Source organism: Streptomyces sp. NPDC037301 (assembly GCF_055602785.1).
On the sequence record NZ_JBVJWD010000027.1, the window covers coordinates 70501 to 84526 of the forward strand.

At 69.6% G+C, this 14026-nt stretch carries 15 protein-coding genes and 1 pseudogene; 6 read left to right on the plus strand and 10 right to left on the minus strand.

Going from position 1 to position 14026, the window contains the following annotated elements; translation table 11 throughout:
* Positions 1 to 59: 59 nt before the first annotated feature.
* Complete coding sequence (locus tag ACZ7IB_RS32625) at positions 60 to 1286, plus strand: acyl-CoA dehydrogenase family protein (RefSeq protein WP_470917512.1); 1227 nt, start codon at positions 60 to 62, stop codon at positions 1284 to 1286.
* Positions 1287 to 1434: 148 nt separating this feature from the next.
* Here the strand turns inward: ACZ7IB_RS32625 and ACZ7IB_RS32630 are convergent, their stop codons facing one another.
* The 3 genes from ACZ7IB_RS32630 to ACZ7IB_RS32640 form a co-directional block, all read right to left on the minus strand.
* Positions 1435 to 1923, minus strand: a complete 489-nt coding sequence (locus ACZ7IB_RS32630) for a glutathione peroxidase (RefSeq protein WP_470917514.1) — start codon at positions 1921 to 1923, stop codon at positions 1435 to 1437.
* Between the two features lie 96 nt (positions 1924 to 2019).
* Entirely contained in the window at positions 2020 to 2586 is a 567-nt protein-coding gene (locus tag ACZ7IB_RS32635; RefSeq protein ID WP_470917515.1) for a GNAT family N-acetyltransferase, read from the minus strand.
* Positions 2587 to 2616: 30 nt separating this feature from the next.
* A complete protein-coding gene (locus ACZ7IB_RS32640; protein WP_470917516.1) occupies positions 2617 to 3198 on the minus strand; it encodes a helix-turn-helix domain-containing protein in 582 nt (193 codons plus the stop codon).
* A 159-nt stretch (positions 3199 to 3357) separates the two neighbouring features.
* Between ACZ7IB_RS32640 and ACZ7IB_RS32645 the strand changes: the two genes are divergently transcribed.
* The gene (locus ACZ7IB_RS32645) at positions 3358 to 3795 is read left to right on the plus strand and encodes a DUF7144 family membrane protein (protein ID WP_470917517.1); all 438 of its coding nucleotides are present in this window, start codon (positions 3358 to 3360) and stop codon (positions 3793 to 3795) included.
* Between the two features lie 16 nt (positions 3796 to 3811).
* Here ACZ7IB_RS32645 and ACZ7IB_RS32650 read toward each other — a convergent pair whose 3' ends face one another.
* From ACZ7IB_RS32650 to ACZ7IB_RS32660, 3 genes and pseudogenes are all read right to left on the minus strand, one after another.
* Complete coding sequence (locus ACZ7IB_RS32650) at positions 3812 to 5197, minus strand: chloride channel protein (RefSeq protein ID WP_470917518.1); 1386 nt, start codon at positions 5195 to 5197, stop codon at positions 3812 to 3814.
* Between the two features lie 271 nt (positions 5198 to 5468).
* The gene (locus ACZ7IB_RS32655) at positions 5469 to 5633 is read right to left on the minus strand and encodes a hypothetical protein (protein WP_470917519.1); all 165 of its coding nucleotides are present in this window, start codon (positions 5631 to 5633) and stop codon (positions 5469 to 5471) included.
* 182 nt (positions 5634 to 5815) lie between these two features.
* Positions 5816 to 6283 (minus strand): annotated as a pseudogene (locus ACZ7IB_RS32660) (cation:proton antiporter domain-containing protein); the annotation flags it as partial.
* 259 nt (positions 6284 to 6542) lie between these two features.
* Between ACZ7IB_RS32660 and ACZ7IB_RS32665 the strand changes: the two are divergent.
* Together ACZ7IB_RS32665 and ACZ7IB_RS32670 are read left to right on the plus strand one after the other, a co-directional pair.
* Positions 6543 to 6989: a DUF6325 family protein gene (locus ACZ7IB_RS32665; protein WP_470917520.1), complete on the plus strand. Its 447-nt coding sequence runs from the start codon at positions 6543 to 6545 to the stop codon at positions 6987 to 6989.
* An 89-nt stretch (positions 6990 to 7078) separates the two neighbouring features.
* Positions 7079 to 7378: an SHOCT domain-containing protein gene (locus ACZ7IB_RS32670; protein WP_470917521.1), complete on the plus strand. Its 300-nt coding sequence runs from the start codon at positions 7079 to 7081 to the stop codon at positions 7376 to 7378.
* A 33-nt stretch (positions 7379 to 7411) separates the two neighbouring features.
* Here ACZ7IB_RS32670 and ACZ7IB_RS32675 read toward each other — a convergent pair whose 3' ends face one another.
* Positions 7412 to 8119, minus strand: a complete 708-nt coding sequence (locus ACZ7IB_RS32675) for a hypothetical protein (protein ID WP_470917523.1) — start codon at positions 8117 to 8119, stop codon at positions 7412 to 7414.
* 69 nt (positions 8120 to 8188) lie between these two features.
* Here ACZ7IB_RS32675 and ACZ7IB_RS32680 point away from each other — a divergent pair, with 69 nt between their 5' ends.
* Positions 8189 to 8425: a DUF6011 domain-containing protein gene (locus ACZ7IB_RS32680; RefSeq protein ID WP_385650348.1), complete on the plus strand. Its 237-nt coding sequence runs from the start codon at positions 8189 to 8191 to the stop codon at positions 8423 to 8425.
* A gap of 12 nt (positions 8426 to 8437) precedes the next feature.
* Here ACZ7IB_RS32680 and ACZ7IB_RS32685 read toward each other — a convergent pair whose 3' ends face one another.
* Both ACZ7IB_RS32685 and ACZ7IB_RS32690 read right to left on the minus strand, forming a co-directional pair.
* The gene (locus tag ACZ7IB_RS32685; RefSeq protein ID WP_470917524.1) at positions 8438 to 9310 is read right to left on the minus strand and encodes an acyl-CoA thioesterase; all 873 of its coding nucleotides are present in this window, start codon (positions 9308 to 9310) and stop codon (positions 8438 to 8440) included.
* A 49-nt stretch (positions 9311 to 9359) separates the two neighbouring features.
* Positions 9360 to 11933, minus strand: coding sequence for a DEAD/DEAH box helicase (locus ACZ7IB_RS32690; RefSeq protein ID WP_470917526.1), 2574 nt, complete (start codon positions 11931 to 11933; stop codon positions 9360 to 9362).
* A gap of 78 nt (positions 11934 to 12011) precedes the next feature.
* Here ACZ7IB_RS32690 and ACZ7IB_RS32695 point away from each other — a divergent pair, with 78 nt between their 5' ends.
* The gene (locus tag ACZ7IB_RS32695) at positions 12012 to 12803 is read left to right on the plus strand and encodes a metal-dependent hydrolase (RefSeq protein WP_329839839.1); all 792 of its coding nucleotides are present in this window, start codon (positions 12012 to 12014) and stop codon (positions 12801 to 12803) included.
* 69 nt (positions 12804 to 12872) lie between these two features.
* On the opposite strand, the gene ACZ7IB_RS32700 is transcribed toward ACZ7IB_RS32695, so the two are convergent.
* Complete coding sequence (locus tag ACZ7IB_RS32700) at positions 12873 to 13931, minus strand: LacI family DNA-binding transcriptional regulator (protein WP_470917528.1); 1059 nt, start codon at positions 13929 to 13931, stop codon at positions 12873 to 12875.
* Positions 13932 to 14026 lie beyond the last annotated feature (95 nt).

A 14026-nucleotide genomic window follows, 5' to 3' on the forward strand; every position in this document is an offset into this window, starting at 1 on the left:
ACAGACTGCGGTTACCGCAAGTAACGAGTGGATTTTCAGGGCAGTACGTGGAGGGGAACATGGCCGAGTTCACGCTCGAACTCAACGATGACCAGAAGCAGGTCCGTGACTGGCTTCACGGCTTTGCCGCGGATGTGATCCGGCCGGCGGCTTCGGAGTGGGACGAGCGTGAGGAAACGCCCTGGCCCGTCATCCAGGAGGCGGCCAAGGTCGGCATCTACTCCCTCGACTTCTATGCCCAGCAGTTCTTCGACCCGACAGGCCTCGGCATCCCGATGGCAATGGAGGAGCTCTTCTGGGGGGACGCGGGCATCGCCCTGTCGATCGTCGGTACGGGCCTGGCGGCCGTGGGCGTCCTCGCCAACGGCACCGAGGAGCAGATCGGCACCTGGATCCCGCAGATGTACGGCGACGCCGACGATGTAAAGGTCGCCGCCTTCTGCTCCTCCGAGCCGGACGCGGGTTCCGATGTCGCCTCGATGCGCACCCGCGCGGTGTACGACCAGGCCAAGGACGAGTGGGTGCTGAACGGCACCAAGACCTGGGCGACCAACGGCGGCATCGCAGGCGTCCATGTCGTCGTCGCCGTGGTCGACGCGGAGCTCGGCTCCAAGGGGCACGCCTCGTTCATCGTGCCGCCGAACACCCCCGGCCTCTCCCAGGGGCAGAAGTTCAAGAAGCACGGCATCCGTGCCTCGCACACCGCCGAGGTCGTCCTCGAGGACGTCCGTGTCCCCGGCCACTGCCTGCTCGGCGGCAAGGAGAAGCTCGATCAGCGCCTGGCCCGGGCCCGCGAGCGCGCCGCGTCCGGTGGCGAGCGGGTGAAGAACGCGGCGATGGCCACCTTCGAGGCCTCCCGCCCCGCGGTCGGTGCCATGGCGGTCGGCACCGCCCGTGCCGCGTACGAGGTCGCGCTGGACTACGCGAAGACCCGCACCCAGTTCGGCCGGCCGATCATCGACAACCAGGGCGTCGCCTTCCAGCTCGCCGACATGCGTACGCAGATCGACGCGGCCCGGCTGCTGGTCTGGCGCGCCTCCTGGATGGCGACCACCGGCAAGCCGTTCACCTCGGCCGAGGGTTCCATGTCCAAGCTGTACGCGAGCGAGACGGCGAAGAAGGTCACCGCGCAGGCCGTGCAGATCCTCGGCGGCAACGGCTTCACCCGTGAATACCCGGTGGAGCGGATGCACCGGGACGCGGCGATCTACACGATCTTCGAGGGCACGAGCGAGATCCAGCGCCTGGTGATCGCCCGCACCCTCTCGGGCATGCCGATCCGCTAGCCCGGGGCGGGGGCGGCGGTGTGCACGGTTCACGCTCGTGCGGCCCGCACCCCGGCGCCGGCTGTCCTCAATCGCCGGGCAGGCTGAAATTCCGGCCCGTCCGGCGATTGAGGGCGAAGCGGCCGTCCGTCATCGAGGACGGAAACGGTCAGGCGGGCAGCTGGGACTCGATGGCTGCGATGAGCTCCGGGGCCTCCGGCTCCGTGCGCGGGCGCAGGCGCGCAACCGGCTCGCCCGCAGGCGAGATGAGGAACTTCTCGAAGTTCCACTGGACGTCACCGGCCTCGCCGTCCTCGTCCGCGAGTGCGGTCAGCTCGGCATAGAGAGGGTGGCGCCCCTCTCCGTTCACGTCGGTCTTCTCCAGCAGCGGGAAGCTGACACCGTACGTCGTCGAGCAGAAGGTCTGGATCTCCTCCGCGTTCCCCGGCTCCTGCCCGGCGAACTGGTTGCACGGCACGCCGAGCACGGTGAAGCCGCGGCCGGCGTACTCGTTCTGGAGTCGTTCCAGGCCGGCGTACTGCGGGGTGAGTCCGCACTTCGACGCGACGTTCACCAACAGGACCGCCCGGCCACGGTAGTCGGCCAGGGAGGTGGGCTCGCCGGTGAGCGTGCGCAGGGGGATGTCGTGCAGCGTCATGAGGCTCTCCTTGTGAGGGTGACTTCCACAGCCATTGTCACGCCCACAGGTTGATCGGTACGAACCCGATCGCCCGGATTCAGCCGAGGGGGTTGCCTACAAGGACGTGGACGGGCTCGCCGGACGATCCGATGCTCCCTGTGCGGAGCCGACCGCCTTGTAGTAGAGGGTTGTCGGTTTCAGGACCCCTGCCGGGTCGCAGGCGTAGTCCGGAATCGATCCGCACTCCGCCCAGCCTGCCGAACGGTAGAGCCGTTCGGCAGGACTGCCGCTCTCGGTGTCCAGCACCAGCAGTGTGACTCCCGCATCGGCGGCCGACCGCTCGGCGGCGGCGAGCAGCGACCTGCCGAGACCCTGGCCGCGGGCCGACGGACGGACCATCAGCTTGGCAACCTCCGCACGGTGACGGGCATTCGGCAGCGGAGCCCGGACCAGGCCGATGGTCCCGGCCAGCCGTTCCGCGTCCCGGGCGATCCAGATCTGAAGGTGTCCCGCATCGACGGCCCCGGCCCTCTCCCGCCACCAGGCAGCGGCCACGTCGCGGTCCAGCGGCGCGAGAAATCCCACCGACGATCCGCCGTTCACGGTCTCCACCAGGAGGGCGGCCAACTCATCGGCGTAGGTGACCAGTTCGGGTCCGGAGACCGGGGCGATCTCGGTCATGAGACGGGTCCTTTCACGGCTTCACAACATTCACGGCAGGACGATCATCAGTGCGTAGCGGACCTGTTCCGGTCCCGGACAGTGGAAGCGCGAAGGGCCGCGCAGCCGGAAGCGCAGGCAGTCGCCTCTGCGCACGGTGTGCACGGTGCCGTCGACGGTGATCTCCACCGTCCCCTCCAGCACCCAGACATGCTGCTCCACACCGGACACCGGCGCGTTCTCGTATGCGACGGCGGCTCCGGCGTCGAGAGTGCCCTCGATAACCTCCGCGCGCAGACCGGTGTGCGGCGGCGAGACCGAGCGGCGTACGAAGCCCGATGCCTCGTCCCGCCACACCGGTTGCCGCGCGGCGGGGACCAGCTGCGGTGGTTCCGCCTCCACCTCCATCAGCAGCCGGGACATCGTCCGCTCGTAGACCGTGCACAACTTGCCGAGAAGGGAGGCGGTCGGGCTCAACTCGCCGCGCTCCAGCCGGGACAGCGTGGAGCGGCTCACCCCGCTGCGCCGGGACAGCTCATCCAGCGACCAGCCGTGTTCGGTGCGCAGTTCACCAAGCCGCGCGGCGAGCCGGGCGTCGACGGAGCCGGGCTCCACCCCTTCGGATTCTCTCACAGTAGAGACAATATCCCTGATTGGAGAAAACTATGTCATGGGCGACGGCCGGACGTCATCGTTCTGCTGACCGGGTGCTGTCGTGCCACGCTTGTTCGGGGAGGTCCCGGCGGGCCCACTCGGGTCTGCCGGGTTGCTCTGCTACCCGAGGAGGCCGATATGGCCAGTGCCAGCACCGGGCCGAGTGTGGCGCGTGACGCCACCCCGAGTTCGCATCACCCCTTCCGGTACGGCTGGACCGCCTTCGCGGCGGTTCTGATGATCTTCGGCGGAGCGATGGCGATCTTCGAAGGGATCGCCGCCATCGCCAAGGACAACGTCTTCGTCGCCACACGCAACTATGTGTTCCAGTTCAGCCTCCCCGGCTGGGGCTGGATCCACCTCATTCTGGGCATCGTCATAGTCCTCGCCGGCTGTGCGCTGTTCACCGGGGCCGCATGGGCACGCGTCGTGGGCATCGTGCTCGCAGGCCTGGGTGCACTCGCCAACTTCCTGTGGCTGCCCTTCTACCCGTTCTGGGCCATCGTGCTCATCGCCATCAACGTCTTCATCCTCTGGGCGCTCTGCGCGGGTCCGCAGGAGGAGGAATGGGCCTGAGACCACGGCCTGCCCGTCATCCTCGATCCGGTCGGGAGCCGGCACCCGTCGGAGCGTCGGGTGCCGGAGGCAGGGTGGCCGATGACGGAGTGAGCCTGAGCGTGACGACATAGGAGACCACGACCGAGACGATCACCAGCGGCATGACGGTGACGCCCTCGGACCCCAGCAGCAAGGTGGCCAGCAGCACCGAGGTCATCGGCAGCTTCAGCATCGCCACGCACATGGCACCGATGCCCATCGCGAAGCCCGACGTCGGATTCGGCCCGGGGAGATGGGACAGCGCGAGTCCGCCCGCCGCTCCTACGAACATCGCCGGAAAGACGGGGCCTCCCCGGAAGCTGCTCAAGGACGCGCAGTACGCCAGCGCCTTGCACAGGGCGAGCACCAGGAGCGCGGCAGCGGAGTAGCCCGCGCTCTGGGAGAGCAGCGGGTCGAGCGCGCTCTCCCCGGAGAACAGCACCCCGGATGCGTCCCTTCCCGTGCCCTGCGCGTACACGAACGCCACCAGACCGACGACCAGGCCCATGACCACGGTGGCCACCACCGTCCGCCGTTCGACCCGCGCCTGAAGGAACAGGGCCAGCCGCTGAATGCCCGCGCCGGCGATGGCTGCCGTGAGGCCCAGCACGACTGCCCAGCCGAACTGCGCGATGTCGGGCTCCTCGGCGTGGGGCACATGGTGGAGCGCCAGGGAGTACGTTCCCAGGCCGGTCCATGAGCCGAGACCGGTGAAGATGAGCGCCCCGATGCCGGCGGCGAGCAGTCCCGGCACCAGGACCATCCCGAGCAACATCCCGGCCAGCCCCGAGGCCTCCATCAGGAGAAATGCACCCAGGAGCGGAGACCCCAGCAGTGCGCTGATGGCGGCGAAGCTCCCCGCGGCTCCCACCACGGCACTCGCCTTGGGGCTGATGCCGGGCTTGACCAGACGCACCGCGTACACGGCCAGACCACCGCCGAGCGCGATGAGCGGCGCCTCGGGACCGAGCACGGCCCCGACACCCAGCGAGGCGAGCGCCGCGAATGCGATGCCGGGCAGCTCCACCGCCGAGGGCGCCCCCGTGTTCATGAGACCGTCGGCGGGCCGGTGGCCGCCCTTCCCGGGGAGGTGGCGGACGGTCAGCCCGACCAGAAGGCCGGCCACGGCGAGCAGCGGCACCGGCCACCACGAGGGCGTGCCGGTGAAGCCCAGCGCCCTGGGCAGGTCGTCGTAGGTGAGCGACTGGAGTTCGTGGACGAGGGCGAGGAAGCCGAACGCCACCACCGAGATCGGGATTCCGAGAAGCGCCGCTACCACGAGGAGCATGGCGTAAGCGCGGGTGCGGATCAGTGTGAAGGGGTCCGGCGGCGCCGTGGTGGTGGCCGGCATGATCGTCGTCTCCTCGGTGTCGGAACCCATCTGGAACACGCTGCTCCGCAAGCGTCCACAAGGAGTTAGCACAATGCGGTCACGTGGCCGCGATGCCCCCGCTGTGTGCGGGCGGTGATTTCCGTACGGCCATTCGCTTGGAGCAGCGCCGTGGGCGGGCCGCCGCCCACGGGGTCACAACGGCAAAGACGGGCCTCCGATGTGAGCACGCGGATGATGCACCGGGACGAAACCTCGACGAGGCGCTGGACCGGGCGCGCGACCGGGAGTGCCGCTGACGATGGCCATCAGGCGACGGCCATCAGGCCGACAGTTGCCTGGACGGGGGACTCAGCAGGACGGCGACGTCTCCCGGATGTGCAGCCGGGGTGCGGTTGTTGGTGACCGGGGCGGGTCGCCCGTCCGGGCGGACGACGAACAGCACGTCGTGCCCGGCCGGGACGGCTCCGTCGACCCGGTGGGCCACCACCCGGGTCCCGGCCTCGTACCGCCGGGCCGGCTCCGGACCTGTCAGCCCCGCACCGAAGAGGGCCTCGCCGCGGTGTACGGCGCCACCACGCCCTGACTGTCGGCGGGCGGCCCGAGACGGTGGACCGGACCTTCGACGCTCTCCCGCAGGGTCATGGAGGCGAGTGCGTTGAAGTCGTACTCCCGGATGAGGATGCGTTGCAGTCGCTCGGTCGGCCGTACGAAGTCGAGCAGCGGCCCGACGACCGTCGGCCCGGGCACGACCAGGATCGCGCCCAGCATCACGGCCGCGCCTTTGGACATGTTCAGCACCGGCATGGCGAACAGGGCGGCAGACACCCAGGTGAGGAGCGCCCCGAGCCAGATCAGCCGGACCACGATGCGCCGCGTACGGCCCTGGAGCTTCTTGATGTCCAGGCCGGGTCCGGCGTCGTAGAGGATCACCGCCACCGCCAGGGAGACCAGTGGCGAGAACGCGACGCCCAGCAGCTTCTCGGGATTGATGTTGTCCGTCAGCGCCCCGGTGATGAAGCCGACCGGCAGCAGGATCAGCAGGGCGGGCACACGCAACCGGCTCGCCAGCAGTTGGGAGCCGACCGCCGGCACCACGATGAGGCCCATGCCCACCAGCACTTGGTCGGCCGTCACGTCTGCGCCTCCCCGCAGGAATCCGGGCCCGCTCCGCAGGCCGCCCGCGCGCGACAACCATCCGTGGCGGCGGGGGACGGGAGGGGGCGGCTCGCACCACTCGGCCATTGGAGGGACCCGCTGTCCGTCCAATGGCCCAATGAGGTCCAGGCTCACCCCACGTCCATGGCCGAGATGCGCTGCGGTCCACCCGCTGTTGCAATGGCCAAGGCCGTGGTCTCCGGCGGAACCGGGGCAGTCGACATTCTGAGGAGCTGGCGTGAGCGGCGAGAGCGACGAGACGGGACCGATCGACTACCTGGTGATCGAGTTCCCGGCGGGAAGCCGGATGACGGGAGAAGGGCTGCCCCTGCTGGTCGACCTGGTCGACCGGGGCATCATCCGGATCCTGGATCTGATCTTCGTCAGGAAGAACCAGGACGGAACGGTCGAGGGCGTGGAACTCTCCGAGGTGACCGGGGACGGCGGCGAAGACCTCGCCGTGTTCGAAGGGGCGTCCTCGGGCCTGCTCGGCCAGGACGACATCGACGAGGCGAGCACGGTCCTCGAACCCGGCAGCGCTGCCGGAATCCTCATCTACGAGAACGTGTGGGCGGGACCCCTCGCGGCCGCGCTGCGCCGCTCCGGAGGCCGGCTCGTCGCCAACGGGCGTATCGCGATCCAGGAGGTCCTGGCCTCGCTCGACGCGGCCGAGTCCAGGGTCTGAGCCGTTTACGGTCTCGTCGGGCCGACCGTCCCCGCTGCCCCTCGGTCGGGCGGAACCGTTCCCGCAGAGCCAGTCAAAGGAGATGCACCATGCCAGGCCTTCTTCGCGGCGTCGCCCGTACAGCGGTGATCGCCGGAACCGCCACCTCGGTCTCCAACCGGGTCTCCCGGCGGCAGGCGGGCCGCTGGGCGCGGCAGGACGCCGCGCAGGCACAGGCGGCCCAGCCCGCCCCCGCAGCGCCTCCGTCGCCCGCTCCCACGTCTCTCGCACCGGAGGACGAGATGAGCAACAAGATCGCTCAGCTCAAGGAACTCGGTGACCTCAAGAGTCAAGGAGTGCTGAGCGACAGCGAGTTCGCGGCCCAGAAGGCCAGAATCCTCGCCCCCTGACGGGTCCGGGCCAACCACCGGCGCCGCTGCGGCTCACTGCCGCTTGTCGTCCCAGGGAGTGCCCATCCAGCTGTCGAAGGTGCGGATCAGCGCCGTCAGCGCGGCTGCGAGCCGCCAGTCGACCCACGGTGCGTGGACATGGATCTCGTCGTCGTCCGACCGGAACTCCAGCGGGACATCCTGGCCGGCCCGCCAGATGATGCGCCGCGGCCCCCGCGCCACATCGCCGCTGCCGCTCAGAAGGCTGCCCACGCCGATGGCCACCTGGACGGGGAACAGCAGCCACCACACGTACCACCAGAAGACCCGGCCCTTGAGGCCGACCGCCTCCTGGCAACCGGTCTGCGTGACCGTCCAGCGGGTCCGCAGCCCCTTCCCGGAGAGGGCCTTCTCGCGGACGAGTGTGCCGATGGGCTCACCCTGCGCGCCCAGCACCTGGTACGTGGCGACGCCATCGGCCGCGGACGTGGTGACCAGGGTCGCCACCCGGGCCCGGCGATCGGGGTCGGCCCACAGGACGAAGGAACGCGCACCCGCCTTGCGGGCCGCGAGGTACGCGGGTATCCCACCCTGCGGCAGTTCGCGCTCCACATGGGCGACCACCCGGGACTCCCCGCCGGGCTCGTCCGCGAACTTGACGACATGGCCGATGGGCGCGACCGCATCAGGGGCGATGTCCTCTTTCGCCTTCTTGCCCTTCTTCGGCTGGGGGACCGACTCCAATGTCAGCACGCTGCTCACCCGCGAACTCCTCCGTTGTGCGCCGTTCGGAAGTCGCAGAGTAGACGGGCGTCTTGAGAAGATCGATTCGTGGAGTCCGCCGAACCCTTCCCCGAATCCGGCGTCGAGCCGCTGCCCGACGGCCCGGCCGACCGGACCGCCCGCCGACGGGTGGTGCGCTGCCGCATGTGCGGGCGTCCGCTCACCGGTACGGAGTCGCGCCGCACCGGCCTCGGCCCCGCCTGCGACGCCAAACTGCACCCGGCGCCCCCGGACATCCGCACCCGCCGCCACGAGGTCGAGCAGGACCCGCTCCCCGGCATCTGAGCCCAGGCACGGCTACTCGCCCAGGCGGCGGAACAGCCCCTCCTGCACCACGGACACGAGCAGATTGCCTCCGCGGTCGTAGATCCGGCCGCGCGCCAGCCCTCGTCCGCCTGTTGCGATCGGCGACTCCTGGTCGTAGAGGAACCACTCGTCCGCCCGGAACGGCCGGTGGAACCACATCGCGTGGTCCAGCGACGCCATGTCGAAACCGCGCGGACCCCAGAGCGGCTCCACCGGGATACGGACCGCGTCGAGCAGTGTCATGTCACTGGCATACGTCAGCGCGCAGGTGTGCACCAGCGGATCGTCGCCCAGCGGGCCGACCGCACGCATCCAGACCGCGCTGCGCGGGTCCGCGCCCTTGGTCTCCTCCTGCGTCCAGCGCAGCCGGTCGACGTACCGGATGTCGAAGGGCTGCCGACGGGCCATGCGCTCCAGCGCCTCCGGAAGCGCCCCGAGGTGCTCACGCACCTCCTCGGCGACGGTCGGCAGCCCCTCGGGGTCGGGGACCTCGCGGGCGGGCGGCAGCTGGTGCTCGAAGCCCGCCTCCTCCGGCCGGTGGAAGGACGCCGTCAGATTGAAGATCGTCCGGCCCTGCTGGACGGCCGTGACCCGGCGAGTGGTGAACGACCGGCCGTCCCGGACGCGCTCGACGTCGTAGACGATCGGCACACCCGGACGCCCCGGACGCAGGAAGTAGGCATGCAGCGAATGGACAGGCCGGTCCCCGTCGGTGGTACGGCCGGCCGCCACCAGCGCCTGCCCGGCGACCTGGCCGCCGAAGACCCGCTGAAGAGACTCCTCGGGGCTGCGCCCGCGGAAGATGTTGACCTCGATCCGCTCCAGATCGAGGAGGTCGACCAGGCGCTCGGCGGGGTTCGTCATGCGGTTCGTCTCCACTCTCGCAGGGGTGCCGGATGCATGGCGGGCGAGGTCACAGCTGGCCGACCGAGGTGACCCTGACGACCGCCCGGCCCTCTTCGTCGGAGGCCGCCAGATCGATCTCGGCGCTGATGCCCCAGTCGTGGTCGCCCTTCGGGTCGGCGAAGGTCTGCCGGACCCGCCACAGGCCGTGCGGGGCGTCCTCGTCGATCTTCAGCAGCTTCGGCCCGCGGGCGTCCGGACCGGTGCCCAGATCCTCGTACTCGTCCCAGTAGGCGTCCATAGCCTCGCCCCACGCGTCCTCGTCCCAGCCCGCGTCGCCGTCCAGCTCGCCGAGCGCGGCGACCTTGTCCAGCGCGGCCAGCTCCACCCGGCGGAACATCGCGTTGCGCACCAGCACCCGGAAGGCGCGGGCGTTGGCCGTGACCGGCTTCACCTCGTCGGCCCGCTCCTGCGCCTCCTCAGCGGTCTCCACCTCCGGGTTGGCGAGCTGCTCCCACTCGTCGAGGAGGCTGGAGTCCACCTGACGGACCATCTCGCCGAGCCAGGCGATCAGGTCCTGAAGGTCCTCGGACTTGATGTCGTCCGGGATGGTGTGCTCAAGAGCCTTGTACGCGCCCGCGAGATAGCGCAGCACGATGCCCTCGGTACGGGCCAGCTCGTAGTTGGAGGTGAACTCCGTGAACGTCATGGCGCGTTCGTACATGTCACGGATCACGGACTTCGGCGACACCGGGTGGTCGCCCACCCACGGGTGGCTCCTGCGGTACACGTCGTAGGCATGCCACAGCAGCTCGCTCAGCGGCTTCGGGTACGTGACGTCCTGGAGCAGCTCCATGCGCTCCTCGTACTCGACTCCGTCCGCCTTCATCTGCCCGACCGCTTCGCCGCGCGCCTTGTTCTGCTGGGCTGCGAGGATCTGCCGCGGGTCGTCGAGCGTCGACTCGACGACGGAGACCATGTCCAGCGCGTACGAGGGGGAATCGGGGTCCAGCAGGTCGAACGCCGCCAACGCGAAGGTGGACAGCGGCTGGTTGAGCGCGAAGTCCTGCTGGAGATCGACGGTGAGCCGGACGATCCGGCCCTCCGCGTCCGGCTTGTCGAGCTGCTCCACGACGCCGCCGTCCAGCAGCGAGCGGTAGATCGCGATGGCCCGGCGGATGTGACGCAGCTGCGCCCTGCGCGGCTCGTGGTTGTCCTCCAGCAGATGCCGCATCGCCTCGAAGGCATTGCCGGGGCGCGCGATCACGGACAGGAGCATCGTGTGCGTGACCCGGAAGCGGGAGGTCAGCGGCTCCGGATCGGACTGGATCAGCTTGTCGAAGGTGGTCTCCGACCAGGCGACAAAGCCCTCGGGGGCCTTCTTGCGGACCACCTTGCGCTTCTTCTTCGGGTCGTCGCCCGCCTTCTTGACGGCCTTCTCGTTCTCGATGACGTGCTCGGGCGCCTGCGCCACGACGAAGCCCGCCGTATCGAATCCGGCCCGGCCCGCGCGGCCCGCGATCTGGTGGAACTCACGTGCGCGCAGCGTACGGACGCGGGTGCCGTCGTACTTGGTGAGCGCCGTGAACAGCACTGTGCGAATGGGCACGTTGACGCCGACGCCGAGTGTGTCCGTACCGCAGATCACCTTCAGCAGACCCGCCTGGGCGAGCTTCTCCACCAGCCGCCGGTACTTCGGCAGCATGCCCGCGTGGTGCACGCCGATGCCGTGGCGCACATAGCGGGAGAGGTTCTGCCCGAACTTGGTGGTGAAGCGGAAGTTGCCGATGAGATCGGCGATCTTCTCCTTCTCCTCCTTGGTGCACATATTGATGCTCATCAGCGACTGCGCCCGCTCGACGGCCGCGGCCTGGGTGAAGTGCACGATGTAGACGGGCGACTGCCTGGTCTCCAGGAGTTCGGTGAGGGTCTCGGTGATCGGGGTCAGCCGGTACTCGTAACTGAGCGGGACCGGCCGGGTCGCGGAGCGCACCACGGAAGTGGGGCGGCCGGTGCGGCGGGTCAGGTCCTGTTCGAACATCTTGACGTCACCGAGCGTGGCCGACATCAGGACGAACTGGGCCTGCGGCAGCTCCAGGAGCGGGATCTGCCAGGCCCAGCCCCGGTCCTGCTCCGCATAGAAGTGGAACTCGTCCATCACGACCTGGCCGATGTCGGCGTACTTCCCGTCGCGCAACGCGATGGAGGCCAGCACCTCGGCCGTGCAGCAGATCACCGGGGCGTCGGCGTTGACGGAGGCGTCGCCGGTGAGCATGCCGACGTTCTCCGTACCGAACAGCTTGCACAGGTCGAAGAACTTCTCCGAGACCAGCGCCTTGATCGGTGCGGTGTAGAAGGTGACCTTGTCCTGGGCCAGGGCGGTGAAGTGCGCAGCAGCCGCGACCAGGCTCTTTCCGGAGCCGGTCGGGGTGGAAAGGATCACGTTCGCGCCGGAGACCACCTCGATCAGCGCCTCCTCCTGAGCGGGATAGAGGGTGATGCCCTGCGTCTTCGTCCATGACGAGAAAGCCTCGAAGAGGGCGTCGGGGTCGTCGGTCGGGGGCAGCTGATCGATAAGGGTCACGCCCCCATCTTGCCTGCCTTCCGCCCGGATGAGGGAACCGGACGACCGTATGAAGATCATGGACGATACGCTGCCCACTCAACTCGGCCGTGCCTGGGCGGCAATGGCAGCAGGACAACTTTGGGGGCGGGCAGAACAATGATGGGACCGGCACACTCACTGTCAGGGGCGGCGGCCTGGCTGGGGGTGGGCGCGGCGGCGGCCGCCGCCGGCCACGCGATGCCGTGGCCCGTCCTCGCCGTCGGTGCGCTGATCACCGCCGGAGCCGCGCTCGCCCCGGACCTCGACCACAAGTCCGCGACCATCTCGCGCGCCTTCGGGCCGGTCTCCCGGGGACTCTGCGAGATCGTCGACAAGCTCTCGCACGCCGTCTACAAGGCGACCCGGGGCTCCGGCGACCCGCGCAGGAACGGCGGCCACCGGACCCTGACGCACACCTGGCTGTGGGCGGTCCTGATCGGCGCCGGGGCCTCCGCCGCGGCGATCACCGGCGGCCGGTGGGCGGTCCTGGCGATCCTCTTCGTCCACCTGGTGCTCGCCGTCGAAGGACTGCTGTGGCGGGCCGCCCGGATGTCCAGCGACGTCCTGGTGTGGCTGCTCGGCGCGACCAGTGCCTGGATACTGGCCGGCGTCCTGGACAAGCCGGGGAACGGCTCGGACTGGCTGTTCAGCGCCCCCGGTCAGGAGTATCTGTGGCTCGGGCTGCCGATCGTGCTCGGCGCCCTCGTCCATGACATCGGTGACGCGCTGACCGTCTCCGGCTGCCCGATCCTGTGGCCCATCCCGCTGGGCCGCAAGCGCTGGTACCCGATCGGGCCGCCGAAGGGCATGCGGTTCCGGGCCGGCAGCTGGGTGGAGCTGAAGGTGCTGATGCCGGCCTTCATGGTGCTCGGGGGAGTGGGCGGGGCGGCCGCGCTGAACTTCATCTGACCGCCGTGGTCCGACGGCTGTGGTCCGACCGTCGGGTTCCGGCCGTCCGGATTCAGGCCGTCGGAGCGCTCAGGCCGACTCGCGGGGTACCAGGCGGTGGGCCAGGACGATCTCCCTGGCCGTTCCCGGACCGTCCCCGTCGAGCCGGTCGACCAGCAGCTGCGCGGCCGAACGGCCGATCTCCCGGGCCGGGTTGAGGACCGTGGTGAGGGCGGGGGAGACCAGTGAGGCCGCCTCGATGTCGTCGTACCCGGTGATCGCCACGTCGTGCGGCACCCGTAGCCCGGCGGCCCGCGCCGTGTCCAGCGCGCCGATCGCGATCAGGTCGTTGGCGCACACCACGGCGTCCGGCCGCTCCGCGGCGCTCAGCATGATGGTGGCCCCGGCCCGCCCGCCCTCGCGGGTGAAGCCGGTCCAGGCGACCAGCTCACCGGGCACCGGCAGCCCGGCCGCCTCCAGGGCCTTGCGGTAGCCCGCGAAGCGTTCCTCGCCCGGCTCCACCCCCGGTGCACCGCCGATGAAGGCGATACGCCGGTAGCCGCGGCCCACCAGATGGCTGACCAGGTCGTACATCCCCTCGGTCTCGGCGGCCCTGACCACATCGCCGAGCGCCGGCTCCAGCCGTCCGCCGAGCCGTACCAGTTTCGATCCCGAGGCCACGATCCGGTCGAGATCGCGCCGGGTGGCGCCGTACCGGCCGATCACGATGCCGTCGATACGGCGCGCAACCAGCTGCCGGATCACCGCGGGCAGGTGCGGGCCGTCCATCGGGGCCTCGCAGACCACCGTCAGATACTCGTGGGTCAGGGCGATCTCCTGCATGCCCGCAGCGATCGAGGTGTTGAACGGGTTGGTGATGTCCGGGACGACCAGGCCCAGGGTGCGGGTGCGCTGGGTGCGCAGACCGCGCGCCGAGGGGTCGGCCTGGTAGCCGAGTCGTTGTATGACGTCCTCGACCCGGGCGCGGGTGATGGCCGAGACCGGGCGGCGGCCGCTCAGCACATGGGAGACCGTGGTGACGCTGACGCCCGCTTCGGACGCCACATCCACGATCTTGATCCGGTTCCCGCCCTGCACCATCGACCTCCCGTTGTCGTCCAGGATTGTTGTCCTGGTGTTCGAAGTCACTCTATCCATTGTGCAAAACGTTTTGTATGGTGCTCGTTATCGCGCCTGACAGAGGCCGAGCCAGGTTATGCAAAACGATTTGGAGAATCGATGTC

What these genes read in the sequence shown, in the direction of transcription:
- ACZ7IB_RS32625 (WP_470917512.1), top strand. Translation starts at nt 60, where the DNA reads ATGGCCGAGTTCACGCTCGAACTCAACGATGACCAGAAGCAGGTCCGT.
- ACZ7IB_RS32630 (WP_470917514.1), bottom strand. Translation starts at nt 1,923, where the DNA reads ATGACGCTGCACGACATCCCCCTGCGCACGCTCACCGGCGAGCCCACC.
- ACZ7IB_RS32635 (WP_470917515.1), bottom strand. Translation starts at nt 2,586, where the DNA reads ATGACCGAGATCGCCCCGGTCTCCGGACCCGAACTGGTCACCTACGCC.
- ACZ7IB_RS32645 (WP_470917517.1), top strand. Translation starts at nt 3,358, where the DNA reads ATGGCCAGTGCCAGCACCGGGCCGAGTGTGGCGCGTGACGCCACCCCG.
- ACZ7IB_RS32650 (WP_470917518.1), bottom strand. Translation starts at nt 5,197, where the DNA reads ATGGGTTCCGACACCGAGGAGACGACGATCATGCCGGCCACCACCACG.
- ACZ7IB_RS32670 (WP_470917521.1), top strand. Translation starts at nt 7,079, where the DNA reads ATGCCAGGCCTTCTTCGCGGCGTCGCCCGTACAGCGGTGATCGCCGGA.
- ACZ7IB_RS32685 (WP_470917524.1), bottom strand. Translation starts at nt 9,310, where the DNA reads ATGACGAACCCCGCCGAGCGCCTGGTCGACCTCCTCGATCTGGAGCGG.
- ACZ7IB_RS32690 (WP_470917526.1), bottom strand. Translation starts at nt 11,933, where the DNA reads ATGATCTTCATACGGTCGTCCGGTTCCCTCATCCGGGCGGAAGGCAGG.
- ACZ7IB_RS32695 (WP_329839839.1), top strand. Translation starts at nt 12,012, where the DNA reads ATGATGGGACCGGCACACTCACTGTCAGGGGCGGCGGCCTGGCTGGGG.